The sequence below is a fragment of the Paenibacillus solani genome, assembly GCF_001277345.1.
Lineage (GTDB): Bacteria > Bacillota > Bacilli > Paenibacillales > Paenibacillaceae > Paenibacillus_AQ > Paenibacillus_AQ solani.
In genome coordinates this window covers 829,220-853,731 of record NZ_LIUT01000008.1, presented here as the reverse complement: position 1 = coordinate 853,731, position 24,512 = coordinate 829,220, and the positions used below count along the sequence as shown (strand labels likewise).

Below are 24,512 nucleotides of genomic sequence, written 5' to 3'. Positions count from 1 at the left end.
AGGATGTTCACATCCTGTGAACAATCTGTTCTAAATATGGTCGAGATTTTCAAGATCATTGTCTATACTGTGCATATCTTTGTGGATTATTTATGGGATACTACCTCTATCCACAACCCTTCCAATGGGAATTGTGGCTGGGCCAGCACTCAAAAAAGCCCTTGACCATAATGGCCAAGGGCTTGGTAAATCGAGAATATTAACGCTTGGAGAACTGAGGTGCGCGACGAGCTGCTTTAAGACCGTATTTTTTACGTTCTTTCATACGAGGGTCGCGAGTCAGGAATCCAGCTCTTTTCAGAGAAGGACGAAGGTCTGGATCTGCTTTCAAAAGAGCACGGGAGATACCGTGACGGATTGCTCCAGCTTGACCGGAGATACCGCCACCGTGAGCGATGACGAGGACGTCATATTTGCCCAGTGTTTCTGTCAGGTTCAAAGGTTGTTTAACGATCAGTTTGAGTGTTTCCAAACCGAAGTATTCATTAATATCACGTTTATTGATGACAATGCGTCCTTCACCCGGTACGAGGCGTACACGTGCTACCGAGTGCTTACGACGACCTGTCCCATAGTATTGTACTTGTGCCATGAAACTGTCCTCCTTTATAATTAGCCGCGAAGTTCGTAAACTTCTGGTTTTTGTGCTTCGTGTGGATGAGCTGTACCTGCATATGCTTTCAGTCTCAACTTCATTTTCTCGCCCATGCGAGTTTTAGGAAGCATACCGTGAACCGCGCTTTCGATTACACGCTCTGGGAATTTAGCAATCAGGTCTTGAGCTGAAGTTACCTTCAATCCACCTGGATGCATGGAGTGACGATAGTATTTCTTATCCTCCATTTTGTTGCCAGTGAGGTGAATTTTCTCGGAGTTGATAACAACCACGAAATCCCCTGTGTCAACATGTGGAGTGAATTGTGGCTTATGTTTGCCGCGGATCAGAGCCGCAACTTCACTTGCCAAACGGCCAAGCGTTTTGCCTTCGGCATCAACGATGTACCATTTACGCTCAACTTCATTTGGCTTCGCCATATAGGTGGTACGCATGTATAGTTCCTCCTTGTATTCGTCCGAAAATCAATATTAATTTTCATTAGTATTATTTATCTTCGTTCATGTGTAAAGCTTGTTTATGGTGTTGCGGTATTACATTGGCATTTTCTTAACCGGGGCTGTGGGAGAGCCGTTAAGAAAACACAAATTATATTCTACAGGAATAGTCCCACTTACGCAAGTGTTTTTTAGGCCTTTCACGTAACCCCAAGCATATTAATCGAACAAGTCAATACGTTATTCGTATTAGATAAGATGGGGTTACACATTCCCTGCGATATTGTATTCCACTTCCCATAGCATTAAGCCTTTGCCCATGGCTGTAGGACCTGCTGCAGCCCGGTTTTTGGCTTCCAGTATGACCAGCATGTCATCGGGATGGCGCTTGCCTTCCCCTACCTCTAGCAGCGTACCCATAATGATCCGAACCATATGCTGCAGGAACCCGTTCCCCGATACGTACGTATGAATGATCCCTTGATCTCGCGTGCCTGGACGGCACATGGACGTATCCTGCTCGATCCAAGCATCAAAAATAGTACGAACATGCGACGGCTTCGTCGACTTACGGGACGCAAACGTGGTATAGTCGTGCGTTCCGATCAGATGAGTCAGCCCCTGCTGCATTGCATCGATATCCAGTTTCCCATAATGATGAATCTGGTACCGTCGGTTGAATAGATCCGGATATTGATTCGCATTAATGCTATATCGATAGGTTTTGCGTTTCGCTGCATGGCGGGAATGGAACTCCATAGGTACCTCCATCGCATCTGAAACCACAATATCTTCCGGCAGCCAGGTGTTTAATGCCATACACCATCGTTCCACGGGTACGGGAGAAGCTGTGTAGAAATTGAATACCTGGGCCCGGGCATGCACCCCGGCATCCGTTCTACCCGAAGCCGTAATCTTGAGTTGTTCTCCCGACAAACGGCGGATCGCTTCCTCCAGATAATCTTGGATCGTATGACCACCGGGCTGAGTCTGAAAGCCGTTATAATCGGTACCGTCGTAACTGACCTTCATCAGAAGATTACGCATCGCTGACCTCCTGAGCGCTTTGCTTGAAGAACTCCTCAAGCGAAAGCTTATAAACATTAAAAGAAAACCTGTATCGAGGCTTTTTCAAAGATGAAGCGGCCGCGATTAAAACAGCTAGGTCTACTTGCGATATATAGAATATCATCAAAAAAAGAGCCCCATAGGAGCTCCTTTTCATCATGTTAAGCCGAATCCTTCGAGTCAGCCACATGACTAGAAGGTCCCCGGTAATGTTGCCCATGGGGTAGTCGAGACGAGTCGAACCAGATGATCGACTATATCTCGCACCACTTCCCGTTGATGGCTCTAAGAATAAATATCTACAGGGCCGGGCATACATAACTACAGTCACTTCAATAGAACAAAGCTAAAGTTACGCGCGGTCAACCAGTTCCAAGTAAACCATTGGAGCTGCGTCACCACGACGAGGTCCCAGCTTCAGAATACGAGTGTATCCGCCTGGACGCTCTACGTAGCGAGGAGCGATGTCGGAGAACAATTTTTGGATTGCATCTTGTTCACCGTCTACAGTCTCACGACGCACGAATGCAGCTACTTGACGACGAGCATGCAGATCACCTTTTTTTGCTTTTGTGATCAGCTTCTCAGCGATTGAACGAACTTCTTTCGCTTTGGCTTCAGTCGTTTGAATGCGTTCATATAAGAAAAGGTCGGTTACCAGGTCACGGAACAACGCTTTACGCGCACTGGAATCGCGGCCCAACTTTTGGTATGCCATGTGTTTTTCCCTCCTTTTGCTAAGCTAAGCCGAATGCTATTCTTCCGTACGAAGTCCCAGGCCCAACTCTTCGAGCTTCTCTTGAACTTCCTCCAAGGATTTGCGTCCGAGGTTCCGGACTTTCATCATATCCTCTTCGGTTTTCGTTGTCAGCTCTTGTACCGTATTAATGCCGGCACGTTTCAAGCAGTTGTAGGAACGAACGGAAAGATCCAGCTCTTCGATCGTCATTTCAAGCACTTTTTCTTTCTTGTCTTCTTCTTTCTCAACCATGATCTCTGCATCCTTCGCTTCGTCGGTCAGACCCACGAAGAGGAACAGATGCTCAGTCAAGATTTTCGCGCCGAGACTAACAGCTTCCTCTGGTCGAATGCTGCCATCCGTCCAAATTTCAAGCGTCAGCTTATCGTAGTTGGTTACTTGACCAACACGCGTATTTTCCACTCCGTAGTTCACACGGCTAATCGGAGTATAGATCGAATCGACGGGAATGACGCCGATAGGCTGGTCATCGCGTTTGTTCCGATCCGCCTGGACATAGCCACGACCGCGACTAGCAAAAATACGCATATGAAGTCTTGCACCAGGGCCGAGCGTTGCAATATGAAGATCCGGATTCAGAATCTCCACATCACTATCCGCACGGATGTCACCAGCAGTAACAACCCCTTCACCCTCCGCATCGATCTCGAACACTTTCTCTTCATCGGAATGAATCTTCAGAGACAAAGCTTTCAGGTTCAGGATGACTTCGGTCACGTCTTCCATGACACCCGGAATCGTGGAAAATTCATGAAGTACACCATCGATTTGAATCGATGTGACGGCTGCACCCGGGAGTGAGGACAACAAGATGCGGCGAAGCGAGTTCCCCAGCGTCGTGCCGTATCCTCTCTCTAGAGGCTCAACAACGAATTTACCATACGTTCCTTCTTCATTGACATCAACGGTCTCAATTTTCGGCTTTTCGATTTCAATCACGCAAGTACCCCTCCTTCAAACGTCGCTCCTATATGAAACTGTCATCTTATCCAGTAATCCATGTAGTAGTATGCCTAAACAACCATTATTAGCAGATTGCAACGGATTTATACCACATTAACAGGATGACTTCATTATACGCGACGACGTTTTGGTGGGCGGCATCCGTTATGTGGAATTGGTGTAACGTCTTTGATCAGGTTAACTTCGAGGCCTGCTGCTTGCAGAGAACGAATTGCTGCTTCACGACCAGCACCAGGACCTTTAACCATGACTTCCACCGCTTTCATGCCGTGTTCCATAGCCGCTTTGGCAGCTGTTTCAGCAGCCATTTGCGCAGCGAACGGGGTCGACTTACGGGAACCTTTAAATCCAAGGCCGCCGGAGCTTGCCCAAGAAATCGCGTTTCCGTGAGGATCCGTAATCGTTACGATGGTATTGTTGAATGTGGAGCGGATATGAGCCACGCCACTTTCAATATTTTTGCGGTCACGACGTTTAGTACGTACGACTTTTTTTGGTTTAGCCATTGTCTATTATCCCCCTTTCTTATTTCTTCTTGTTCGCTACGGTACGACGAGGACCTTTGCGTGTACGAGCATTCGTTTTAGTACGTTGACCACGAACAGGCAGTCCACGACGGTGACGAATACCGCGGTAGCAGCCGATCTCCGTAAGACGTTTAATATTTAAGGAAATTTCACGACGCAGGTCACCTTCTACCTTAACCGTACCGTCGATCGTTTCGCGCAATTTGCTCACTTCATCTTCTGTCAAATCACGGACACGAGTGTCAGCATTGATTCCAGCTTCTTTCAGTACTTTCTGGGAAGTCGTTTTACCGATTCCGAAAATGTAAGTCAAGGCGATCTCAACGCGTTTGTCACGTGGTAAATCCACACCAGCTATACGAGCCATTTTACGCTACACCCCCTTCTTTAACCTTGTTTTTGTTTGTGCTTAGGATTTTCACAGATAACCATTACGTTCCCTTTGCGGCGAATGACTTTGCATTTTTCGCAAATAGGCTTTACAGAAGGTCTTACCTTCATGCTAATTACCTCCTCGTAGTTTTACGTTGTAAAACCAGCTTCGAAACTAAAGTAGTTTGTAACCGCTGCTGAGTTTTACATCAGTAAAACCGCTTCGCAGCTTTCCTTGATTCCCCAGGGGAATCTTGAATCTATTTACGGTACGTGATACGACCTTTAGTTAAATCGTACGGCGAGAGTTGAACAACCACTTTGTCTCCTGTGAGAATACGGATAAAGTGCATCCGCAACTTTCCGGAAACGTGAGCGAGAATCTGATGACCATTCTCCAGCTCGACTTTAAAGGTAGCATTCGGCAACGGCTCTAGAACCGTTCCTTCGACTTCAATGACATCTTCTTTAGCCACAGTTAGTCTCCTTTCTGATCTGCCTTGGATTTATCGGATACAAACCGACTAACGACGAAGCGCAGCTTACTGTTTGTGACCCGACCGCTTTCTTGCAAACTGTTTACGACCTCACTGCTGATATGGGCTTGGGGTTCCAGATGAAGAACATTCTTCTTCTTAGCCCCGTCAAACTTGCGTTTGTCCCCATCCGCAATCCATACGAACCTACTGTCCTCAATCGAAACGATAACGGCATACTGTCCGGCATCTCTGCCTTTCAGTATCTTAACGATCTGTCCGGGTTGCAGCATGATTTCCTGATTCAAGTTCATCACCCTATTCCGGCAGCTTCGTCAAAATTTCCATGCCATCGGCCGTGACTGCAATCGTATGCTCAAAGTGAGCACACAGCGAGCCATCTACCGTAACAACCGTCCAGTTGTCTTCCAGCGTCTTGACATTCCGTTTTCCAGCGTTGACCATCGGCTCAATCGCGAGCACCATGCCCGGTTTGAGTCTTGGACCGCGGTCCGGGATCCCATAGTTCGGAATTTGCGGATCTTCATGCAGATCAGTACCCACACCATGACCAACGTATTCCCGGACAACAGAGAAACCTGCATCCTCGATATGGCGCTGTATGGCATGAGAGATTGTAAACAAGCGGACATCGGGTTTGATTAGCGCAAGTCCAGCATAGAGCGATCCTTCCGTAACGTCCAGCAGGCGCTGGGCCTCTTCGGAAATTTCTCCTACTCCGTAGGTCCACGCCGAGTCACCATGGTAACCCTGGTACTGTGCACCGATATCAAACGTAACGATATCGCCTTCGATTAATTTGCGTTTGCCTGGGAATCCATGCACCAATTCTTCATTGACTGATGCGCAAATGCTGGAAGGAAATCCGTTGTAGCCTTTAAAAGATGGCACAGCGCCTTGGCTTCGAATGAACTTGTCGGCCATGAGGTCCAGTTCCCCGGTTGTAATCCCCGGTTCTACATGAGCGGCAAGAAGTTTGTGGCATTCGGCCACAATTCGACCTGCTTCTCTCATCAAGCTCAGTTCCGTTTCGGATTTACAAATGATCATTATACCTAACCTCTCAGTATAGACGCAATTTGTGATGAAACCACGTCAATTTCCTGATCACCATCGATTTGACGCAAAAGACCTTTTTTCTCATAAAACGTGAGGAGTGGTGCTGTTTTGTTGATATATTCGTCTAAACGAATGCCGACGCTCTCTTCGTTATCATCGGAGCGTTGGTACAATTCGCCGCCGCATTTATCACAAATGCCTTCCTGTTTAGGAGGATTAAAGATCACATGATAAGTCGAACCGCAATTCTTGCAAATCCGGCGGCCGGTAAGGCGTGCCAGAAGCTTCTCGCGATCGACTTTCAGGTTGATGACGTGATCAAGACCAGTATTCAAGCGGGCCAGAATATCATCCAGCGCTTCCGCTTGCGAAAGGGTTCTTGGAAAGCCATCCAATAAAAAACCTTTTTCGCAATCGGACTGCTGCAGACGCTCTTCCACAATACCAATCGTTACGTCATCCGGTACCAGCAGACCCTGATCCATAAATTCCTTCGCTTTAATCCCAATGGGAGTTCCTTGTTTAATCGCCAGACGAAATGCATCGCCTGTTGAAATATGAGGAATGCCGAATTCATTCACGATATTCTCTGCTTGTGTTCCTTTTCCTGCTCCAGGAGGGCCCATGAATAAGATGTTCACCTTACGTCACTTCCTCCCCTTGGCTTTGACTACCATGAACAACACAATAGGCGCCGGAAAGCGATGCAGACCACTTGCCGGAACCTATCGCCTATTTATTGATAAAACCTTTGTAATGACGTTTGATCAACTGGCTCTCGATCTGCTTCATCGTATCCAGTGCAACACCGACTACGATCAAGATTGATGTACCACCGATCTGAACCGTACGTGGAAGACCTGCAAGCGATCCGAAGAATACCGGAAGTATAGAGATCACGGCCAGGAACAAAGCCCCTGTCATGGTCAGACGGGTCATAACCCGAGTCAGATACTTCTCGGTTGCTTTACCAGGACGAATGCCCGGTACATAGCCGCCGTTCTTCTTCATATTATCAGCCATTTGGTTCGGGTTCATCTGCACGAAGGTGTAGAAGAATGTGAAACCAATGATCATGAGTACATACAGTATCATTCCAAGCGCGCTGTCATAAGCAAGATTCTCTGTAATCCATTTTGCCCAACCCTGTGTATCCAACCAGAAGCTTGCCAAAATGACCGGGAATTGAAGCAGCGACATTGCGAAGATTACCGGAATAACGCCTGCTCCGTTAATCTTAAGCGGAATGTGTGTGTTCTGTCCGCCGTACATTTTGTTTCCGACAACACGCTTCGCATATTGAACCGGAATTTTACGGATAGCTTGCTGAATGAATACAACACCGGTAATGATCAGAATCAAAATCAGAAGGATGATCACACCCTTCAGAATGTTCATGAACACTTGATCACTCTGAATGAAGTTCGATTCAATCGTTGTCCGAATGTGCATAGGAATACCAGCAGCGATACCAGCAAAGATAATGATCGAAATACCGTTACCGATTCCGCGTTCCGTAATCTGTTCACCGAGCCACATCAAGAATGATGTACCGGCAGTAAGAACGATCGCGATCACAACGAAATCAATAAAAGTTGCTCCAGGCACCATCTCCATCCCATATATACGGTTAAAACCGATGGACATGCCAAATGCCTGAATCAAACCCAATATTACCGTACCATAACGAGTAACTTGAGCCAACTGCTTCTTCCCGTGTTCCCCTTGTTTGTTCCATTCCGTAAACTTCGGAATGACGTCCATCGACAATAACTGCACGATAATGGACGAAGTAATATATGGAAATATCGAAAGGGCGAAGATCGAAAATTGCGATAACGCGCCTCCCGAGAACGTGTTAAGAAGACCGAACAACTCATTACCTGCCTGATTCGTCTGTGTGAAAACATCTTTGTTAACACCGGGAACCGGAACAAATGATCCAAGACGGAAAATGATCAGAACGAACAAAGTGAACACGATCCGCTTGCGAAGCTCCTCGACACGCCATATATTTTTCAGGGTCTTAAACATTAGATCACCTCGGTTTTACCGCCGGCAGCCTCGATCTTCTCTACCGCAGATTGAGAAAACTTATTAGCTTTTACAGTCAAAGAAACGGTAACCTCACCGTTGCCAAGAATTTTGATTCCGCTCTTTGTATTGTTAACAATACCGCTCTCAACCAAAACTTCTGGAGTCACTTCAGTACCTGCTGCAAAGCTGTTAAGATCCTCGATGTTCACAATAGCGTACTCTTTCCGAGTTGGGTTGGTAAAACCACGCTTCGGTAGACGACGATATAATGGGTTCTGTCCACCCTCGAAGCCCGGACGTACACCACCGCCGGAACGAGAGTTTTGTCCTTTGTGACCGCGACCCGATGTTTTACCCGTACCGCTACTTGTACCGCGTCCAACGCGTTTGCGTTCTTTGCGGGATCCAGGTGCTGGGCTCAGCTCATGTAACTTCATCGTTCGTTGCACCTCCTTAATATATCCGGGAACAACCTGCCCGGGATTAACCTTCGATTTCTTTAACAGAAACCAGGTGATTTACTTTCTTGATCATTCCGCGAATTGCAGCGTTGTCGCTCTGTACCACGGAATGGTTGATTTTGCGAAGTCCGAGTGTTTTCACGGTTGCACGCTGATCCTCTGGACGACCAATCACGCTGCGTACGAGGGTGATTTCAAGTTTAGCCATGAGATTCCCTCCTTAACCCAACAGCTCTTCGACGGATTTGCCGCGAAGCTTGGCAACTTCTTCAACACGCTTCAGACGGGACAACCCTTCCAAAGTCGCATTGACCATGTTCATGGAGTTCGAAGAACCTAGAGATTTTGTCAAAATGTCGCCAACGCCAGCCAGCTCGAGTACTGCACGAACCGGTCCGCCAGCGATAACCCCAGTACCTTCAGATGCTGGCTTCAATAATACGCGGCCTGCTCCGAAGTGACCTGTTACGAGGTGAGGGATAGTTGTTCCAACGAGTGGAATGTGAATCAGGTTCTTCTTAGCATCTTCAATACCTTTGCGGATTGCATCCGGTACTTCGCCTGCTTTACCGATACCTGCTCCTACCCAACCTTTGCCATCACCGACAACTACCAGTGCACTAAAGCTAAAGCGACGTCCGCCTTTTACAACTTTAGCAACGCGGTTAATGTTTACAACTCTTTCAGTCAGTTCTAAAGTGTTAGGATCTATACGCAAGTCGTTTACCTCCTTTTGAAAATATCTTAGAATTCAAGGCCTGCTTCGCGAGCTGCTTCTGCAAGTGCTTGAATACGTCCATGGTACAAGTATCCGCCACGATCGAATACGATCGATTTATGACCTTTGTCTGCTGCACGTTTTGCAACGAGTTCGCCGACTTTACGAGCGGCTTCAACGCTTCCGCCGTTCTTAATGTCGCTAGCCAGTTCTTTGTCCAGCGTAGAAGCTGATGCCAAAGTCACGCCAGCCACGTCGTCGATCAATTGAGCATAGATGTGTTTCGAAGAACGGAACACGTTCAGACGTGGACGTTCTGCAGTGCCCTGGATTTTCTTACGGACACGCAGGTGTCTTTTTAGGCGAGCTTTGTTTTTGTCTTGTTTCGTGATCATGCTTCCATTTCCTCCCTTCAGTTTTGCCTCAAGAGCTTCACTTTTAGACGCATCGGGTAAGTATGGGAGAAGAGGCAAGTTATCCACCAGGCGAAATCCCGGTCAGCTAACCTTACTTCTTCTTACCAGCTTTACCTTCCTTACGGATAATGCGTTCACCTTCGTATTTAATCCCTTTACCTTTGTAAGGCTCAGGCTCACGTACGGAACGAATCTTAGCAGCGTATGCACCCACACGCTCTTTATCGATACCACGAACCGTGATTTTCGTATTAACTGGTACTTCAAATTCAATACCAGGCTCCGGTGTAATTTCAACTGGGTGGGAGTAACCCACGTTCAGAACGATTTTATCTCCGGATTTGCTTGCACGGTATCCGACACCGACCAACTCAAGGTTTTTCGAGAATCCTTCAGTTACACCGCTGACCATATTTGAGACAACGCTGCGGGTCGTGCCGTGAAGAGAGCGATGTGTTTTGTTGTCGGAAGGACGAACAACATTGATCTCGTTGTTTTCTACTGTAATTTGCATGTCTTTATGCAATTCACGAGTCAGGGTACCTTTAGGGCCTTTTACAGTGATTACAGTGTTATCCAGTGTGACTTCCACACCGTTTGGAATAGCAATTGGTTTACGACCAATACGGGACATTCATTACACCTCCTATCTTGTGACGTTGATTACCATACGTAGCAGAGAACTTCTCCGCCGGCTTTGGATTGACGAGCTTCTTTGTCGGTCATAACTCCCTTGGAAGTGGAGATGATCGCGATACCCAAACCACCAAGTACACGAGGTACTTCATTGCTCTTCGTGTAAACGCGAAGACCTGGTTTGCTGATTCTTTTCAGACCTGTAATTACACGTTCGTTGTTGGAACCATATTTCAGGAACAAACGAATGATCCCTTGTTTATTATCTTCTACAAACTCCGCATCACGAATGAAGCCTTCACGCTTCAAGATGTCTGCGATTTGCTTTTTAATCGTCGAAGCAGGCATTTCTACTGTTTCGTGGCGAACCGTGTTCGCATTACGAATACGAGTTAGCATATCTGCAATTGGATCGGACATAGTCATGTAGGATAAACCTCCTTCCCGTTTATAAACTTCTTACCAGCTTGCTTTTTTCACGCCAGGAATCTGGCCTTTATAAGCTAATTCACGGAAACAAATTCTGCAAATTTTAAACTTCTGCAGTACCGAATGTGGGCGACCACAACGTTCACAACGGGTATAAGCCCGCACTTTAAACTTAGGTGTACGTTGTTGTTTAACTTTCATCGAAGTTTTTGCCACTTAGCCTGACACCTCCTAAATAGTTTCGGAGAAAAGGATCAACCGTCTTATTTCGCGAAAGGCATTCCCAGTTGAGCGAGCAGCTCACGGGACTCTTCGTCGGTTTTAGCAGTCGTTACGAAAACGATGTCCATACCGCGAACCTTATCTACTTTGTCATACTCAACTTCAGGGAAAATGAGTTGCTCTTTCAGACCGAGCGTATAGTTACCGCGTCCGTCAAATGCTTTGGTGGACACGCCTTGGAAGTCACGTACACGTGGAAGTGTAACGTTGAACAGCTTGTCGAGGAAGTAGTACATACGCTCACCGCGCAGTGTTACCTTCACACCGATCGGCATGTTCTCACGCAGTTTGAATCCAGCGATGGATTTCTTCGCACGAGTGATAACCGGCTTTTGACCAGCGATCAGCTGCATGTCGTTCACAGCAGAATCAAGCACTTTCGAGTTAGCTACAGCTTCACCAACACCCATGTTGATGACAACCTTCTCGATTTTTGGTACTTGCATTACTGTTTTATAGCTAAACTTCTGCATCAGAGCAGGAGTTACTTCGTTCAGAAAACGTTCTTTCATTCTTGCTGCCATAATTCAAGGTCCTCCTTTCTAAACCGTCTTATTTATCGATAACTTCTCCGGATCTTTTCGCTACACGAACTTTTTTGCCGTTGTCCAGTACTTTGTAACCGATACGAGTTACGTTTCCGCTCTTCGGATCAACGTGCATAACGTTCGATACATGGATCGGAGCTTCCTTCTCGATGATACCGCCTTGTGGGTTCATCTGGTTTGGCTTCTGGTGCTTCTTGATCATGTTCACACCTTCAACCAAAACACGATTTTCACGAGGGTACGCTGCGATGACGCGGCCTTTTTTGCCTTTGTCTTTACCGCTGATGACGATAACTGTATCATCTTTTTTCACGTGCAATTTGTTGCTGTGGGATTCCAGAACTTTTTTCACTTTAGGCATTCGTTACACCTCCTATGACTAGCCAGATCAACTATTTATCGGGTTCCCGAAAAGTTACGTCACTTTTTGGGGTGTTATTAGATTACTTCCGGAGCCAAGGAAACGATTTTCATGTAGTCTCTTTCGCGAAGTTCGCGAGCAACTGGTCCGAAAATACGAGTTCCGCGTGGGCTTCTGTCGTCTTTAACAACAACAGCTGCATTCTCGTCAAATGAGATGTAAGATCCGTCTTTACGACGTACAGAACGCTTCGTACGAACGATTACCGCTCTTACAACATCACCCTTTTTGACAACGCCGCCTGGTGTTGCTTGTTTGACGGAACATACGATCAAATCACCGATTTGAGCTGTACGACGACCAGTACCACCCAATACGCGGATACACATCAGTTCCTTCGCACCGGAGTTGTCAGCAACAGCTAAACGTGTAAATGGTTGAATCATTTATATTTCCTCCTTCCATCAAAAACTGATCATATCTTAGATAATAACTGCTTTTTCAGTCACTTCTACCAGTCTCCAGCGTTTGTCTTTAGAGAGAGGACGAGTTTCCATGATTTTAACAGTATCTCCGATTCGAGCTTCGTTGTTCTCATCATGCGCTTTAAACTTTTTCGTGTATTTAATGCGCTTGTGATACAAGTCATGCTTCTTATAAGTTTCAACAGCTACAACGATGGTTTTATCCATTTTATCGCTGACAACTTTACCTACTTGCACTTTACGAGCATTGCGTTCTTCGCTCATTTGTTAGCCTCCTTCCTGAATACAGAACATGACGTTCCATTTCATTAACTAATCCCAAGTTCTCTTTCACGGATAACGGTTTTAGCACGAGCTATTTCTTTGCGAACGTCACGGATCCGAGTCGGGTTATCAAGCTGGCCAGTGGCCAATTGAAAACGGAGGTTAAAGAGTTCCTCTTTAAATCCGGAGATTTTTTGCTCGAGTTCTGCAGTGGTTAAGTTGCGCAGTTCATTAGCTTTCATTTGCTTCACCACCCACTTCTTCTCGTTTCACAAACTTCGTTTTAACAGGCAGCTTGTGAGCGGCGAGACGCATCGCTTCGCGGGCGATTTCCTCGGACACGCCTCCAAGTTCAAACATGATCTTGCCTGGTTTTACAACGGCAACCCATTTCTCAACGTTACCTTTACCGCTACCCATCCGCACTTCGAGAGGCTTTTGAGTAATCGGCTTATCTGGGAAAATCTTAATCCATACTTTACCGCCACGACGGATGTAACGAGTCATCGCGATACGAGCAGCTTCGATCTGACGGTTCGTGATCCAGCCTGGCTCTGTAGCTTGCAGACCGAATTCGCCGAAGTTCAGTTCAGTACCGCCTTTCGCTTGGCCTCTCATATGGCCGCGCTGTTGTTTGCGGTGTTTTACACGTTTTGGTACCAACATGATTAGTTGCCTCCTTCCTGAGCAGCTTGTTTCTTAGCCGTAGGAAGAACCTCTCCACGATAGATCCATACTTTCACGCCGATACGGCCGTAAGTCGTATGCGCTTCTGCTGTACCATAGTCGATGTCTGCACGAAGCGTATGAAGTGGAACAGTTCCTTCACTGTAGCCTTCCGTACGAGCAATCTCGGCTCCGCCAAGACGTCCGCTGACCGATGTTTTAATCCCTTTCGCTCCAGAACGCATTGTTCTTTGAATCGCTTGTTTCAGTGCACGACGGAAAGAAACACGACGTTCCAGTTGTTGTGCAATGCTCTCTGCAACAAGAATTGCGTCCAGTTCAGGGTTTTTAATTTCAGAAATGTTGATGTGAACTTTTTTACCACCGGCAATTTTAGTCACTTGTCCGCGCAGTACTTCTACTTCGGAACCACCTTTACCGATAACCATACCTGGCTTCGCAGTGTGGATCGTCACGTTCACACGATTAGCCGCTCTCTCGATTTCAATACGGGATACAGCGGAGTCTTTCAATTTATTCTTCAGGTATTCACGGATTTTAACGTCTTCCAGCAAAAGATCACCGAAGTCTTTGCCTGCATACCATTTGGATTCCCAATCACGGATAATACCGATACGGAGTCCTACTGGATTTACCTTTTGGCCCACACGTTTTCCCTCCTTATTTTTCAGCTACCACCAAAGTAATGTGGCTGGTGCGTTTATTGATCCGGCTTGCACGTCCCATCGCACGTGGGCGGAAACGTTTCATAGTCGGTCCTTGGTTTACATAAGCTTGCGTCACAACCAGTTTAGTTACATCCAAAGAGTAGTTATGCTCAGCGTTTGCGATAGCCGAGTTCAAAAGCTTCTCAAGAACCGGGGATGCAGCTTTCGGAGTGTGACGAAGAATTGCGATCGCTTCGCCCACTTGCTTACCGCGGATCAAGTCAACAACGAGTTGAGCTTTACGAGGAGCAATACGAATCGATCTAGCATGTGCTTTTGCTTCCATATGTTTAACCTCCTCTCAAACAAAGAGCTTCATTAATTATCTTCTTGTTTTCTTGTCGTCTTCATGACCTTTGTAAGTACGAGTTGGAGCAAATTCACCCAACTTGTGTCCTACCATGTCTTCCGTTACATATACAGGCACATGTTTACGGCCATCGTATACACCGAATGTGTGACCGATAAATTGCGGGAAAATAGTGGAGCGGCGGGACCAAGTTTTGATCACAGCCTTTTTGCTTGCGCTGTTCATGTCTTCCACTTTTTTGAGCAGGTATCCATCAATAAAAGGTCCTTTTTTCAAACTACGGCTCATATAGAAATCCTCCCTTCACCAAATTGTCTCGTTACCTTCGAGCCTGACACGAAGTTATGCACTAATCGCATTACTTCGTGCGGCGGCGAACGATATATTTGTCAGAAGCTTTACCTTTTTTACGTGTTTTGTAACCAAGGGTTGGTTTACCCCAAGGTGACATAGGCGATTTACGTCCGATTGGAGCGCGGCCTTCACCACCACCGTGTGGGTGATCGTTAGGGTTCATAACAACACCACGTACTTCTGGACGTTTTCCGAGCCAACGGCTGCGGCCTGCTTTACCGATTTTGATCAACTCATGGTCTTGGTTACCCACAGAACCGATGGTTGCACGGCAAACTTTCAGGATACGACGAACTTCACCGGAAGAAAGACGAACCGTTACGTACTTATCTTCTTTACCGAGAAGCTGAGCTTCTGTACCAGCAGCACGAACCAATTGTCCGCCTTTACCTGGTTTCAACTCGATGTTGTGGATAACTGTACCTACTGGAATGTTTTCCAGTGGAAGTGAGTTACCGATCTTGATGTCAGCACCTACTCCAGATACTACTTGGTCTCCAACTTTCAGACCTTTAGGAGCGATGATATAACGCTTTTCACCATCTACATAGTGAATCAGAGCAATGTTGGAAGTACGGTTCGGGTCATACTCGATTGTAGCAACGCGACCTGGAATGCCGTCTTTATTCCGTTTAAAGTCGATAATACGGTATTTACGCTTGTGTCCGCCGCCATGGTGACGAACCGTAATTTTACCTTGGTTGTTACGGCCAGCTGTTTTGCTCAGCGGAGCCAACAACGATTTTTCCGGCTGATCCGTAGTGATTTCTTCGAAAGTCGATACGGACATGTTGCGTCGAGCCGGGGATGTCGGTTTATACTTTTTAATAGGCACTGAATTTTCCCTCCTTACTTAAGAAATTCTTATTCAACCGATTCAAAGAACTCAAGCGGTTTGCTGTCTGGAGCCAAAGTCACGATCGCTTTTTTCCACTCAGTTGTGTAACCGAAATGACGTCCGTAACGCTTTGGTTTAGCAGGAACACGCATTGTATTCACGTTCGATACTTTAACTTTAAAAATAGATTCAACAGCTTGCTTGATCTCGGTCTTGTTAGCACGGATATCTACTTCAAAAGCATATTTCAGCTCTGCCATGTAGTCAGCCGTACGTTCCGTGATCACCGGGCGCTTGATTATATCGCGTGGGTCTTTCATTACGCGAGCACCTCCTCTACCTTCTGGACTGCTTCCTTCGTAATGATCAGTTGATCGTACGACATTACATCAAGAACATTAATGCCGTCAGCCGCTACGAATTTCACACCAGGAATATTACGTGCGGAAAGGGCTACATTATCATCATAGCTAGGAGCAACGATCAGAGCTTTACGGCCTACTTTCAGGTTGCTAAGAATGCTAGCAAACTCTTTTGTTTTCGGCGCGTTCAGCGTCAATTGATCCAGTACAATAATTGCGTTGTCCATCACTTTGGAAGACAATGCAGATTTAATAGCCAAACGACGAACTTTTTTAGGAAGTTTGAACGTATAGCTGCGCGGAGTCGGTCCAAATACCACACCGCCGCCTTTCCATTGTGGAGAACGGATCGAACCTTGACGAGCACGGCCGGTACCTTTTTGTTTCCAAGGCTTACGTCCGCCGCCGCGTACTTCAGAACGTCCTTTCACTTTGTGGGTACCACGACGAAGGGAAGCGCGCTGCAGCAATACTGCGCTGTGCAGAACATGCGTGTTCGGCTCGATACCGAATACTGCTTCGTTCAATTCTACTTCGCCAACTTGGCTACCGCTGACATTATAAAGTGCTACTTTAGGCATTGTTTGTTCCTCCTTTCTTCAGGCGATTATTTCTTCACCGTTTCTTTGATTTGCACGAAACCTCTTTTTGGTCCAGGAATGGAACCTTTAACGAGGATCACGTTACGCTCTGCATCGACTTTAACAACCTCGAGCTTTTGAATCGTAACTGTTTCATTACCCATATGACCTGGCAGACGCTTACCTTTTGGAACGCGGTTCGCTTGGATAGAACCCATGGAACCTGGTCCGCGATGGTAACGGGAACCGTGAGTCATCGGTCCGCGGCTTTGGCCCCAACGCTTGATTACACCTTGGAAACCTTTACCCTTGGAAATACCTGTTACGTCAACAAATTCGCCTTCTGCGAAGACATCAGCCTTCAGCTCTTGTCCAACCTCGACACTCGCGAGGTCAACACCACGAATTTCGCGAACGTAGCGCTTAGGCGCAGTGTTTGCTTTTTTCGCATGGCCTGCTTCTGGTTTGTTAGATCTGTTCTCTTTCTTATCGGAGAAACCAACTTGGATCGCTTCGTATCCGTCGTTTTCCAGATCTTTCTTTTGAAGAACAACACAAGGACCTGCTTCGATAACCGTAACAGGAATTACAATACCCTCTGGGGTAAACACTTGAGTCATTCCGAGCTTTCTACCTAAGATACCTTTCATGTTGACACCTCTTTTCTCTTCTCTAATTCGTTATGCAATGCTTACAGTTTGATTTCGATATCTACACCGGACGGCAGGTCCAAGCGCATCAAGGCATCCACAGTTTGTGGAGTCGGGCTCACGATGTCGATCAAGCGTTTGTGTGTACGCATTTCGAACTGTTCCCGAGAATCCTTATACTTGTGCACCGCACGGAGAATGGTAATTACTTGTTTTTCAGTTGGAAGCGGGATCGGACCGGATACACCAGCACCAGAACGTTTTGCTGTCTCAACAATTTTCTCAGCGGATTGATCAAGAACTCTGTGGTCGTATGCTTTCAAGCGAATACGAATTTTTTGCTTTGCCATTTTATTCCCTCCTTCTATCGCCCAATTTGGTATCGGACATACTCCGTGAAAATTTTCCTACCACCCACCTCATGGCAAAGGGGCCGGGTGTGTCGGTAACCTCTCACATCATCGCAACGTCGCAGAACAACATTCACTATTATATATAAAAGATAGGCGCATTGCAAGCATTAATTCTTAAATAATATGTATTCACATCTGCTCCGTATTTTCTTTGAAATTCTCAGCGGAGGATGCCGCTTCCGACGTTGCTACCTGGATGCTTCCAATCGTCATGGACAGCAGTTTCATCTCTTTTTCTGCGGTGATCATTTGATCTGCACTCGACTGGACAGACAGCATAATATCACTGAACAGTTTCTTGGTCTCCTCTGATTGTCTTTTCCCTTCGTCCGTTAACCGATGCACAGTATTAATCGATTCAACCACTTCTGTAATGATAGATCTGGATTTCGTTACGATATCAGCTATGCGGTTGACCGTTGTTCTTGTATCCTCGGATAAACGACTTACCTCCTGTGCTACCACCGCAAATCCCTTTCCATGTTCCCCTGCACGCGCTGCTTCTATAGTAGCATTAAGAGAGAGTAGTTTAATCTGTGCTGCCACTTCCTGAACGCTTACGGCAATCATCGCAATCTGTTTGGAAGAATCGTGTAGTTCCTGTACAGCATGCTGCATGCCTGCTGTGCTTTCATCTATCGCCTTCATCTGAATGGCCAAGTCTGCTAGCTTCGCCTCTCCTTCTATGGCATAAGAAATAGAGCCTTGCGTTGCGCTTGAAGTGCTCTGAAATGTAGTAGCCACTTCACCACTGCTCGTCATTAAACGTTCTACAGCTTCATTAATGTCCAGTGTCAGGTCTGATAACTCTCCTACAAAGGCGGCAATACTCTGCTTTAATTCCTTTCTCACTATATCATATTGAAGCTGCTTCTCATTTGCGTTTTCTTTCTCATAGGCTTCCAGCACAAGCTGCTGTTCCAAGCTCAGCAATTTGGTAATCGTTGAAACTAACCGTACTTGTTGTCCTTCTTCTTTAATCTCCCGATATATTAATCTTAAAAATTCATTCTGCAAATTCTGAAAAGCCGACAAGTACCACTTAGGTTCTAAACCGACCCGTTTATGCACCTGGGCAATCCGTAATCGCTTAGCCACGTAAGCTTCATTAATTTCTCCATTACATATTTCCAAAAGATGTGCCTTCAGAGTTTGCTTTAATCTTTCAATTGTACTATGTTCCAGGATAATGTTTTTAAGCTTTTCTACATCTAATACAGATTGGTAGAACGTTTCAATAATGGCATCAAGCCTCTGTTCCATCTGTGGACGAACCTGTCTCAGAAGCTGCAGATCTCCTTCCGTAAGACCAATCATGCGCATTTGTTCGTTCAGTTCACCTAATGTTTCATGATATATGTATTCTTCCTCTTCCTCATGATGCAGTCTCTCTGTGGATGGAACGACATTAACCGCATTTCTCTTCATAAACGCAAACGGATATTTCATCTCTTGTTGTAATCTCCATTCTATATAGTAGATGATTTCTATCCCGGTAACAGATCTCAATCACAGATTTTAATCATTATGAACCCAAATATATAGAATGAATCCTTCTATATATGGCATATTCTGTACAGAATCCTTACTTTTTTTCCGCAAGTCACCATTATTCATAAGATATCATGATGACACCAACCATCGTGAAATCGTCGATAAAATAAAAAAGGGCCTGATCCCTTGGGATCAGGCCCTTTTGAAATGACAACACATTGTTACTCGTTACAATACACTGTTGCTATATGCAAGGCTGTTCGTAAGCCTTAATTATTTAATGATGGAAGCAACGGAACCAGCACCTACGGTACGGCCGCCTTCACGAATGGAGAATTTTGTTCCTTCTTCAATCGCGATTGGGCTGATCAGGGTAACCGTTACAGTGATGTTATCACCAGGCATAACCATTTCAGAACCTTCTGGCAGTGTGATTACACCAGTTACATCCGTAGTACGGAAGTAGAACTGTGGACGGTAGCCAGTGAAGAAAGGCTTATGACGTCCGCCTTCTTCTTTGCTCAGTACGTATACTTGAGCAGTAAATTCTGTGTGTGGTTTAACGGAAGCAGGCTTAGCAAGTACTTGGCCGCGCTCGATTTGAGTACGGTCAACACCACGAAGCAATGCACCGATGTTGTCACCAGCTTGTGCGGAATCCAAGAGTTTACGGAACATTTCAACGCCCGTAACAACGGATTTCTTAGTTTCTTCAGTAATACCAACGATTTCGATCTCGTCGCCGACTTTGATCGTACCACGCTCTACACGGCCTGTAGCAACTGTACCACGACCAGTGATGGAGAATACGTCCTCGACAGGCATCAAGAAAGGCTTGTCAGTGTCGCGCTCTGGCAATGGGATGTACTCGTCGATAGTTTTGAACATTTCAACGATTTTTTGAGCCCATTCGCCATCTGGGTTTTGCAGAGCTTCACGAGCGGAACCACGAGTGATCGGAGTGTCGTCGCCTGGGAAGTCATACTCGCTCAGAAGGTCGCGAACTTCCATTTCAACCAATTCCAAGAGCTCTTCGTCTTCAACCATGTCGCATTTGTTCAAGAATACAACGATGTAAGGAACACCTACTTGACGGGACAAGAGGATGTGCTCACGAGTTTGCGGCATTGGGCCGTCAGCTGCGGATACAACCAGGATTGCTCCGTCCATTTGAGCAGCACCAGTGATCATGTTTTTAACATAGTCGGCGTGACCTGGGCAGTCAACGTGTGCATAGTGACGGCTGTCAGTTTCATACTCTACGTGGGAAGTAGAGATTGTGATACCGCGCTCGCGCTCTTCTGGTGCTTTATCGATTTGGTCGAAAGACATTGCAGCACCACCGTAAGTTTTGGACAATACAGAAGTGATAGCAGCTGTCAGAGTTGTTTTACCATGGTCAACGTGACCGATAGTACCGATGTTAACGTGTGGTTTCGTACGTTCGTATTTAGCCTTTGCCATTTGAACAATTCCTCCTTAAGGGGATATATATGTTGGGCCGGAAGCGGTGTTAACGGGATGTTGGTCCCGCCTTCTCCTATCCGGCAGGTAAAACGTTATTATTCTCCGCCCTTGATCTTGGACACGATTTCGTCGGAGATGTTCTTAGGAACTTCTTCATAGTGGGAGAGTTCCATGGAGAACACACCGCGTCCTTGTGTACCGGAGCGCAGGGTTGTGGAGTAACCGAACATTTCGGAAAGAGGTACTTTCGCACGGATAATTTGAGTACCACCACGGGAGTCCATACCTTCGATACGTCCACGGCGGGAGTTCAGCATACCCATTACGTCGCCCATGTATTCCTCAGGCACGGTAACTTCAACTTTCATGATTGGCTCAAGCAGGACAGGCTTACACTTTTCTTTAGCTGCTTTCAGTGCCATGGAGCCGGCGATTTTAAACGCCATTTCGTTGGAGTCAACATCATGGTAAGAACCGTCGACGATGGTTGCTTTAACGTCAACAAGCGGGAAGCCGGCAAGAACACCGTTCTTCATTTGCTCTTCAATACCTTGTTGTGCTGGTCCAATGTATTCTCTTGGTACGGAACCACCGACAACTTTGCTGTCGAATTGGTTACCACTACCTGCTTCCAGAGGTTCGAACTCAACCCATACGTGACCGTATTGACCACGACCACCGGACTGACGAACGAATTTACCCTCAACGCGAGCTGGTACACGGAATGTTTCACGGTAAGCAACCTGTGGTTTACCCACATTGGTTTCAACCTTGAACTCACGACGCATACGGTCGATGATAACGTCCAGGTGAAGCTCACCCATACCTGCCAGGATCGTTTGGCCAGTTTCCTCGTCGGTATGAGCACGAAGAGTCGGATCCTCTTCCGTCAATTTGCCGAGAGCCACGCCCAATTTATCTTGGTCAGCTTTTGTTTTTGGTTCAACCGCGATTTCGATAACCGGATCAGGGAAGTTCATGGACTCCAGAATAACTGGATTCTTCTCATCACACAGTGTATCACCAGTACCTGTATCTTTCAAACCAACAGCTGCTGCGATATCACCTGCGAATACTTCAGTGATCTCTTGACGGCTGTTTGCGTGCATCTGAAGAATACGTCCGATACGCTCGCGTTTGTTTTTCGTTGCATTCAGTACGTAAGAGCCGGATTGCAATACACCGGAATACACGCGGAAGAACGTAAGTTTACCAACATAAGGGTCAGTCATGATCTTAAATGCCAGAGCAGCAAACGGCTCTTCGTCGGAAGAGTGACGCTCTACTTCTGTACCGTCTTCCAATTGACCCTGGATGCTCGCTACATCAGTAGGAGCTGGCAAATAATCAATAACAGCGTCCAGCATAGGCTGAACCCCTTTGTTACGGTAGGATGATCCACAGATTACAGGGAAGATCTTAACTTCTACAACACCTTTACGAAGAGCAGCTTTAATCTCATCGACTGTAAGCTCCTCACCTTCAAGATATTTCATAGTCAAGTCTTCGTCAAGCTCTGCTACCTTCTCGATCAGTTCGTTACGCAGTTCTTCAACTTGTTCTTTGTATTCCTCTGGAACATCGGTTTCTTCGACATTTTGGCCAAGGTCGTCTTTGTAGATATACGCTCTTTCCGAGATAATGTCGATGATGCCGATAAAGTCAGACTCTGCGCCCATCGGAAGCTGAATAGCTACCGCATTAGCTTGCAGACGCTCCTTCATGTCTTTAACAACATTAAGGTAATCAGCACCGATAATGTCCATTTTGTTTACATATGCGATCCGCGGTACACCGTAACGGTCTGCTTGTCTCCATACGGTTTCCGATTGAGGTTCTACGCCCTCTTTCGCACTGAATACACCTACTGCCCCATCCAATACACGAAGGGAACGTTCAACTTCTACTGTGAAGTCAACGTGCCCCGGGGTGTCGATAATATTAACGCGGTGACCCTTCCAGGAAGCGGTAGTCGCAGCGGAAGTAATCGTAATTCCGCGCTCCTGCTCCTGCTCCATCCAGTCCATAGTAGCGGAACCCTCATGGGTCTCACCAATCTTATGAGTACGGCCTGTGTAGAACAAAATCCGCTCTGTTGTGGTCGTTTTACCAGCATCAATATGCGCCATGATCCCGATATTACGTGTATTTTTCAAGGAGAACTCTCTTGTCGCCATGCGAATAGTCTCCCTTCAAAATTAAAGTGTAAAGTTAATTGCTGAATCCTACCAGCGATAGTGTGCAAACGCTTTGTTCGCTTCAGCCATTTTGTGTGTGTCTTCACGTTTCTTAACGGAAGCACCAGTGTTGTTGGAAGCGTCGATGATCTCAGCCGCCAAACGCTCTTCCATTGTTTTCTCGCCGCGGTTGCGGGAGTAGTTTACGAGCCAACGTAATCCAAGGGATGTACGTCTCTCTGGTTTAACTTCGATTGGAACCTGGTAGTTAGCACCGCCGACACGACGAGCTTTAACTTCCAATACTGGCATGATGTTCTTGATGGCTGCTTCAAACACTTCCATCGGATCATTACCTGTACGTTCCTTGATGATGTTGAATGAATTGTAAAGGATGCTTTGAGCAACACCTCTTTTACCATCCAACATGATGCGGTTGATCAGACGAGTTACCAGCTTGCTGTTATACACTGGATCTGGCAGCACGTCTCTTTTAGTTACAGGACCTTTGCGTGGCATGGATATCCCCCTTTCTTCAGTCGTCAGTCATATTTCGAAAATATGATCAACTATTAGCTTTTTGCTTTAGGACGTTTCGCTCCGTATTTGGAACGAGCTTGCATCCGGTTGTTAACACCAGCAGTGTCAAGTGCACCGCGAACGATATGGTAACGAACACCCGGAAGGTCTTTTACTTTACCGCCGCGAACCAATACAACACTGTGCTCTTGCAGGTTATGTCCGATACCCGGAATATAAGCTGTCACCTCAATGCGGTTCGTCAAACGAACACGAGCATATTTACGAAGTGCAGAGTTCGGTTTTTTCGGCGTCATTGTGCCTACACGTGTGCAAACACCGCGTTTTTGCGGAGCGCTCAATTCAGTCTCCTCACGTTTCAAAGCGTTGAACCCTTTATGAAGAGCTGGAGATTTTGATTTGTACACTTTAGCTTGACGGCCCTTGCGAACCAGTTGGTTAATTGTTGGCATACTAGCCACCCCCTTCCCGTATTTATCATCCTATTACAAACTCGTTTAAGTCCACAGACCCAGGCGGTTCATAAAAGAACAAATGAAAAGTTTTTGCCGAGAGAAGTAACGCCTTCTCCAACAAAAACGATTTCTCAAATCATGATTTCAAGACAGCTACCATAGCTGCACCGACTTCAATTCCGCATGCTTCTCCAAGCTCGACCATCGTGGATACATAATGGATATGCACACCATTCTTATCGCACTCGGACACGACTTTTGAAATCAAACGCTGGTCGCAATCTTCAGCCACATATACTTCTGCAGCCAGACCAGATTCAATGGCCTTCATTGTTTGTTTGGTGCCAATCTTGATATGTGCATCCTGTAATCCTTTATCATTAGACATAAGTCATTCCTCCAAAAGAACAGGGAACAAAGAGACTAGTCACGCACCTTTGCTATATTAGCATCTGCCCAAAACGATGTCAAGCTATTTTAGCTAGAAAAAAAGAAACTTTGGGATGGAAAGAGTCCAGCGCCTTGCGGCGCTAAAATCCCC

Annotated in this window: 40 protein-coding genes; all 40 read right to left on the bottom strand. The window is 46.3% G+C overall.

All coding sequences use genetic code 11. The features are described 5' to 3' along the window. Window positions 1–199 precede the first annotated feature (199 nt). Entirely contained in the window at window positions 200–592 is a 393-nt protein-coding gene (gene rpsI, locus AM231_RS27845; protein WP_053491316.1) for a 30S ribosomal protein S9, read from the bottom strand. A gap of 20 nt (window positions 593–612) precedes the next feature. Continuing rightward, window positions 613–1,050: a 50S ribosomal protein L13 gene (rplM, locus tag AM231_RS27840; protein WP_053491315.1), complete on the bottom strand. Its 438-nt coding sequence runs from the start codon at window positions 1,048–1,050 to the stop codon at window positions 613–615. Between the two features lie 267 nt (window positions 1,051–1,317). Next, on the bottom strand, window positions 1,318–2,100 hold the full coding sequence (gene truA, locus AM231_RS27835) for a tRNA pseudouridine(38-40) synthase TruA (RefSeq protein WP_053491314.1): 783 nt from the start codon (window positions 2,098–2,100) through the stop codon (window positions 1,318–1,320). A 373-nt stretch (window positions 2,101–2,473) separates the two neighbouring features. After that, window positions 2,474–2,839 (bottom strand): 50S ribosomal protein L17, encoded by a 366-nt coding sequence (rplQ, locus tag AM231_RS27825; protein WP_053491313.1) that lies wholly within the window; start codon window positions 2,837–2,839, stop codon window positions 2,474–2,476. Between the two features lie 36 nt (window positions 2,840–2,875). Beyond that, window positions 2,876–3,820 carry a DNA-directed RNA polymerase subunit alpha gene (locus AM231_RS27820; RefSeq protein WP_006212895.1) on the bottom strand — a complete coding sequence of 315 codons (945 nt, stop codon included), beginning with the start codon at window positions 3,818–3,820 and terminating at the stop codon, window positions 2,876–2,878. A 134-nt stretch (window positions 3,821–3,954) separates the two neighbouring features. Then, window positions 3,955–4,350: a 30S ribosomal protein S11 gene (rpsK, locus tag AM231_RS27815; RefSeq protein ID WP_009589209.1), complete on the bottom strand. Its 396-nt coding sequence runs from the start codon at window positions 4,348–4,350 to the stop codon at window positions 3,955–3,957. Window positions 4,351–4,369: 19 nt separating this feature from the next. Further along, window positions 4,370–4,738, bottom strand: coding sequence for a 30S ribosomal protein S13 (gene rpsM / locus AM231_RS27810; RefSeq protein ID WP_053491312.1), 369 nt, complete (start codon window positions 4,736–4,738; stop codon window positions 4,370–4,372). Window positions 4,739–4,758: 20 nt separating this feature from the next. Beyond that, window positions 4,759–4,872: a 50S ribosomal protein L36 gene (gene rpmJ / locus AM231_RS27805; protein ID WP_003333770.1), complete on the bottom strand. Its 114-nt coding sequence runs from the start codon at window positions 4,870–4,872 to the stop codon at window positions 4,759–4,761. A 131-nt stretch (window positions 4,873–5,003) separates the two neighbouring features. Then, on the bottom strand, window positions 5,004–5,219 hold the full coding sequence (gene infA / locus AM231_RS27800) for a translation initiation factor IF-1 (protein WP_017692098.1): 216 nt from the start codon (window positions 5,217–5,219) through the stop codon (window positions 5,004–5,006). Between the two features lie 2 nt (window positions 5,220–5,221). Then, window positions 5,222–5,527: a KOW domain-containing RNA-binding protein gene (locus AM231_RS27795; RefSeq protein WP_053491311.1), complete on the bottom strand. Its 306-nt coding sequence runs from the start codon at window positions 5,525–5,527 to the stop codon at window positions 5,222–5,224. 10 nt (window positions 5,528–5,537) lie between these two features. Then, window positions 5,538–6,290, bottom strand: a complete 753-nt coding sequence (gene map / locus AM231_RS27790; RefSeq protein ID WP_053491310.1) for a type I methionyl aminopeptidase — start codon at window positions 6,288–6,290, stop codon at window positions 5,538–5,540. Between the two features lie 5 nt (window positions 6,291–6,295). Beyond that, on the bottom strand, window positions 6,296–6,940 hold the full coding sequence (locus AM231_RS27785; RefSeq protein WP_054405493.1) for an adenylate kinase: 645 nt from the start codon (window positions 6,938–6,940) through the stop codon (window positions 6,296–6,298). A 91-nt stretch (window positions 6,941–7,031) separates the two neighbouring features. Next, window positions 7,032–8,333: a preprotein translocase subunit SecY gene (gene secY / locus AM231_RS27780; protein WP_054405492.1), complete on the bottom strand. Its 1,302-nt coding sequence runs from the start codon at window positions 8,331–8,333 to the stop codon at window positions 7,032–7,034. Next, entirely contained in the window at window positions 8,333–8,773 is a 441-nt protein-coding gene (gene rplO, locus AM231_RS27775) for a 50S ribosomal protein L15 (protein WP_053491307.1), read from the bottom strand. Before rplO ends, secY begins: the two co-directional genes overlap by 1 nt. Before the next feature lie 46 nt (window positions 8,774–8,819). Next, window positions 8,820–9,005, bottom strand: coding sequence for a 50S ribosomal protein L30 (rpmD, locus tag AM231_RS27770; RefSeq protein ID WP_006212904.1), 186 nt, complete (start codon window positions 9,003–9,005; stop codon window positions 8,820–8,822). A gap of 12 nt (window positions 9,006–9,017) precedes the next feature. Continuing rightward, window positions 9,018–9,515, bottom strand: a complete 498-nt coding sequence (gene rpsE, locus AM231_RS27765; protein ID WP_053491306.1) for a 30S ribosomal protein S5 — start codon at window positions 9,513–9,515, stop codon at window positions 9,018–9,020. Window positions 9,516–9,541: 26 nt separating this feature from the next. Continuing rightward, entirely contained in the window at window positions 9,542–9,910 is a 369-nt protein-coding gene (rplR, locus tag AM231_RS27760; protein ID WP_053491305.1) for a 50S ribosomal protein L18, read from the bottom strand. A gap of 112 nt (window positions 9,911–10,022) precedes the next feature. After that, window positions 10,023–10,565, bottom strand: a complete 543-nt coding sequence (rplF, locus tag AM231_RS27755) for a 50S ribosomal protein L6 (RefSeq protein ID WP_053491304.1) — start codon at window positions 10,563–10,565, stop codon at window positions 10,023–10,025. Window positions 10,566–10,594: 29 nt separating this feature from the next. Then, entirely contained in the window at window positions 10,595–10,993 is a 399-nt protein-coding gene (gene rpsH, locus AM231_RS27750) for a 30S ribosomal protein S8 (RefSeq protein WP_053491303.1), read from the bottom strand. A 33-nt stretch (window positions 10,994–11,026) separates the two neighbouring features. Continuing rightward, window positions 11,027–11,212, bottom strand: a complete 186-nt coding sequence (locus tag AM231_RS28485) for a type Z 30S ribosomal protein S14 (RefSeq protein WP_013312154.1) — start codon at window positions 11,210–11,212, stop codon at window positions 11,027–11,029. Window positions 11,213–11,259: 47 nt separating this feature from the next. Next, on the bottom strand, window positions 11,260–11,802 hold the full coding sequence (gene rplE, locus AM231_RS27745) for a 50S ribosomal protein L5 (RefSeq protein WP_053491302.1): 543 nt from the start codon (window positions 11,800–11,802) through the stop codon (window positions 11,260–11,262). 28 nt (window positions 11,803–11,830) lie between these two features. Then, window positions 11,831–12,187, bottom strand: a complete 357-nt coding sequence (rplX, locus tag AM231_RS27740) for a 50S ribosomal protein L24 (RefSeq protein WP_082341822.1) — start codon at window positions 12,185–12,187, stop codon at window positions 11,831–11,833. 77 nt (window positions 12,188–12,264) lie between these two features. Then, window positions 12,265–12,633 carry a 50S ribosomal protein L14 gene (rplN, locus tag AM231_RS27735; protein WP_015737623.1) on the bottom strand — a complete coding sequence of 123 codons (369 nt, stop codon included), beginning with the start codon at window positions 12,631–12,633 and terminating at the stop codon, window positions 12,265–12,267. Window positions 12,634–12,669: 36 nt separating this feature from the next. Continuing rightward, window positions 12,670–12,936: a 30S ribosomal protein S17 gene (gene rpsQ, locus AM231_RS27730; protein WP_053491301.1), complete on the bottom strand. Its 267-nt coding sequence runs from the start codon at window positions 12,934–12,936 to the stop codon at window positions 12,670–12,672. 44 nt (window positions 12,937–12,980) lie between these two features. Continuing rightward, on the bottom strand, window positions 12,981–13,178 hold the full coding sequence (gene rpmC, locus AM231_RS27725; RefSeq protein ID WP_053491300.1) for a 50S ribosomal protein L29: 198 nt from the start codon (window positions 13,176–13,178) through the stop codon (window positions 12,981–12,983). Beyond that, window positions 13,168–13,602, bottom strand: a complete 435-nt coding sequence (gene rplP, locus AM231_RS27720) for a 50S ribosomal protein L16 (protein ID WP_009589221.1) — start codon at window positions 13,600–13,602, stop codon at window positions 13,168–13,170. Before rplP ends, rpmC begins: the two co-directional genes overlap by 11 nt. A gap of 2 nt (window positions 13,603–13,604) precedes the next feature. Beyond that, window positions 13,605–14,270, bottom strand: coding sequence for a 30S ribosomal protein S3 (rpsC, locus tag AM231_RS27715; RefSeq protein WP_006212915.1), 666 nt, complete (start codon window positions 14,268–14,270; stop codon window positions 13,605–13,607). Window positions 14,271–14,283: 13 nt separating this feature from the next. Further along, complete coding sequence (gene rplV, locus AM231_RS27710) at window positions 14,284–14,616, bottom strand: 50S ribosomal protein L22 (protein ID WP_006212916.1); 333 nt, start codon at window positions 14,614–14,616, stop codon at window positions 14,284–14,286. 36 nt (window positions 14,617–14,652) lie between these two features. Beyond that, complete coding sequence (gene rpsS, locus AM231_RS27705; RefSeq protein WP_023964919.1) at window positions 14,653–14,928, bottom strand: 30S ribosomal protein S19; 276 nt, start codon at window positions 14,926–14,928, stop codon at window positions 14,653–14,655. Between the two features lie 70 nt (window positions 14,929–14,998). Further along, complete coding sequence (gene rplB / locus AM231_RS27700; RefSeq protein WP_054405491.1) at window positions 14,999–15,829, bottom strand: 50S ribosomal protein L2; 831 nt, start codon at window positions 15,827–15,829, stop codon at window positions 14,999–15,001. A gap of 29 nt (window positions 15,830–15,858) precedes the next feature. Further along, on the bottom strand, window positions 15,859–16,152 hold the full coding sequence (rplW, locus tag AM231_RS27695) for a 50S ribosomal protein L23 (RefSeq protein WP_053491298.1): 294 nt from the start codon (window positions 16,150–16,152) through the stop codon (window positions 15,859–15,861). Then, window positions 16,152–16,775: a 50S ribosomal protein L4 gene (rplD, locus tag AM231_RS27690; protein WP_054405490.1), complete on the bottom strand. Its 624-nt coding sequence runs from the start codon at window positions 16,773–16,775 to the stop codon at window positions 16,152–16,154. The genes rplW and rplD overlap by 1 nt, the downstream gene beginning before the upstream one ends. A gap of 26 nt (window positions 16,776–16,801) precedes the next feature. Beyond that, complete coding sequence (gene rplC, locus AM231_RS27685; protein ID WP_053491296.1) at window positions 16,802–17,425, bottom strand: 50S ribosomal protein L3; 624 nt, start codon at window positions 17,423–17,425, stop codon at window positions 16,802–16,804. 41 nt (window positions 17,426–17,466) lie between these two features. After that, complete coding sequence (gene rpsJ, locus AM231_RS27680) at window positions 17,467–17,775, bottom strand: 30S ribosomal protein S10 (protein WP_053491295.1); 309 nt, start codon at window positions 17,773–17,775, stop codon at window positions 17,467–17,469. Between the two features lie 192 nt (window positions 17,776–17,967). Then, entirely contained in the window at window positions 17,968–19,266 is a 1,299-nt protein-coding gene (locus AM231_RS27675; RefSeq protein WP_207383694.1) for a globin-coupled sensor protein, read from the bottom strand. Window positions 19,267–19,605: 339 nt separating this feature from the next. Continuing rightward, window positions 19,606–20,796, bottom strand: coding sequence for an elongation factor Tu (gene tuf, locus AM231_RS27670; RefSeq protein WP_054405488.1), 1,191 nt, complete (start codon window positions 20,794–20,796; stop codon window positions 19,606–19,608). Window positions 20,797–20,894: 98 nt separating this feature from the next. After that, window positions 20,895–22,976 carry an elongation factor G gene (gene fusA / locus AM231_RS27665; protein ID WP_054405487.1) on the bottom strand — a complete coding sequence of 694 codons (2,082 nt, stop codon included), beginning with the start codon at window positions 22,974–22,976 and terminating at the stop codon, window positions 20,895–20,897. 48 nt (window positions 22,977–23,024) lie between these two features. Continuing rightward, the gene (rpsG, locus tag AM231_RS27660; protein ID WP_006212929.1) at window positions 23,025–23,495 is read right to left on the bottom strand and encodes a 30S ribosomal protein S7; all 471 of its coding nucleotides are present in this window, start codon (window positions 23,493–23,495) and stop codon (window positions 23,025–23,027) included. 53 nt (window positions 23,496–23,548) lie between these two features. Beyond that, window positions 23,549–23,968: a 30S ribosomal protein S12 gene (gene rpsL / locus AM231_RS27655; protein WP_053491291.1), complete on the bottom strand. Its 420-nt coding sequence runs from the start codon at window positions 23,966–23,968 to the stop codon at window positions 23,549–23,551. A 139-nt stretch (window positions 23,969–24,107) separates the two neighbouring features. After that, window positions 24,108–24,359, bottom strand: a complete 252-nt coding sequence (locus tag AM231_RS27650; RefSeq protein ID WP_053491290.1) for a ribosomal L7Ae/L30e/S12e/Gadd45 family protein — start codon at window positions 24,357–24,359, stop codon at window positions 24,108–24,110. Window positions 24,360–24,512: the final 153 nt, after the last annotated feature.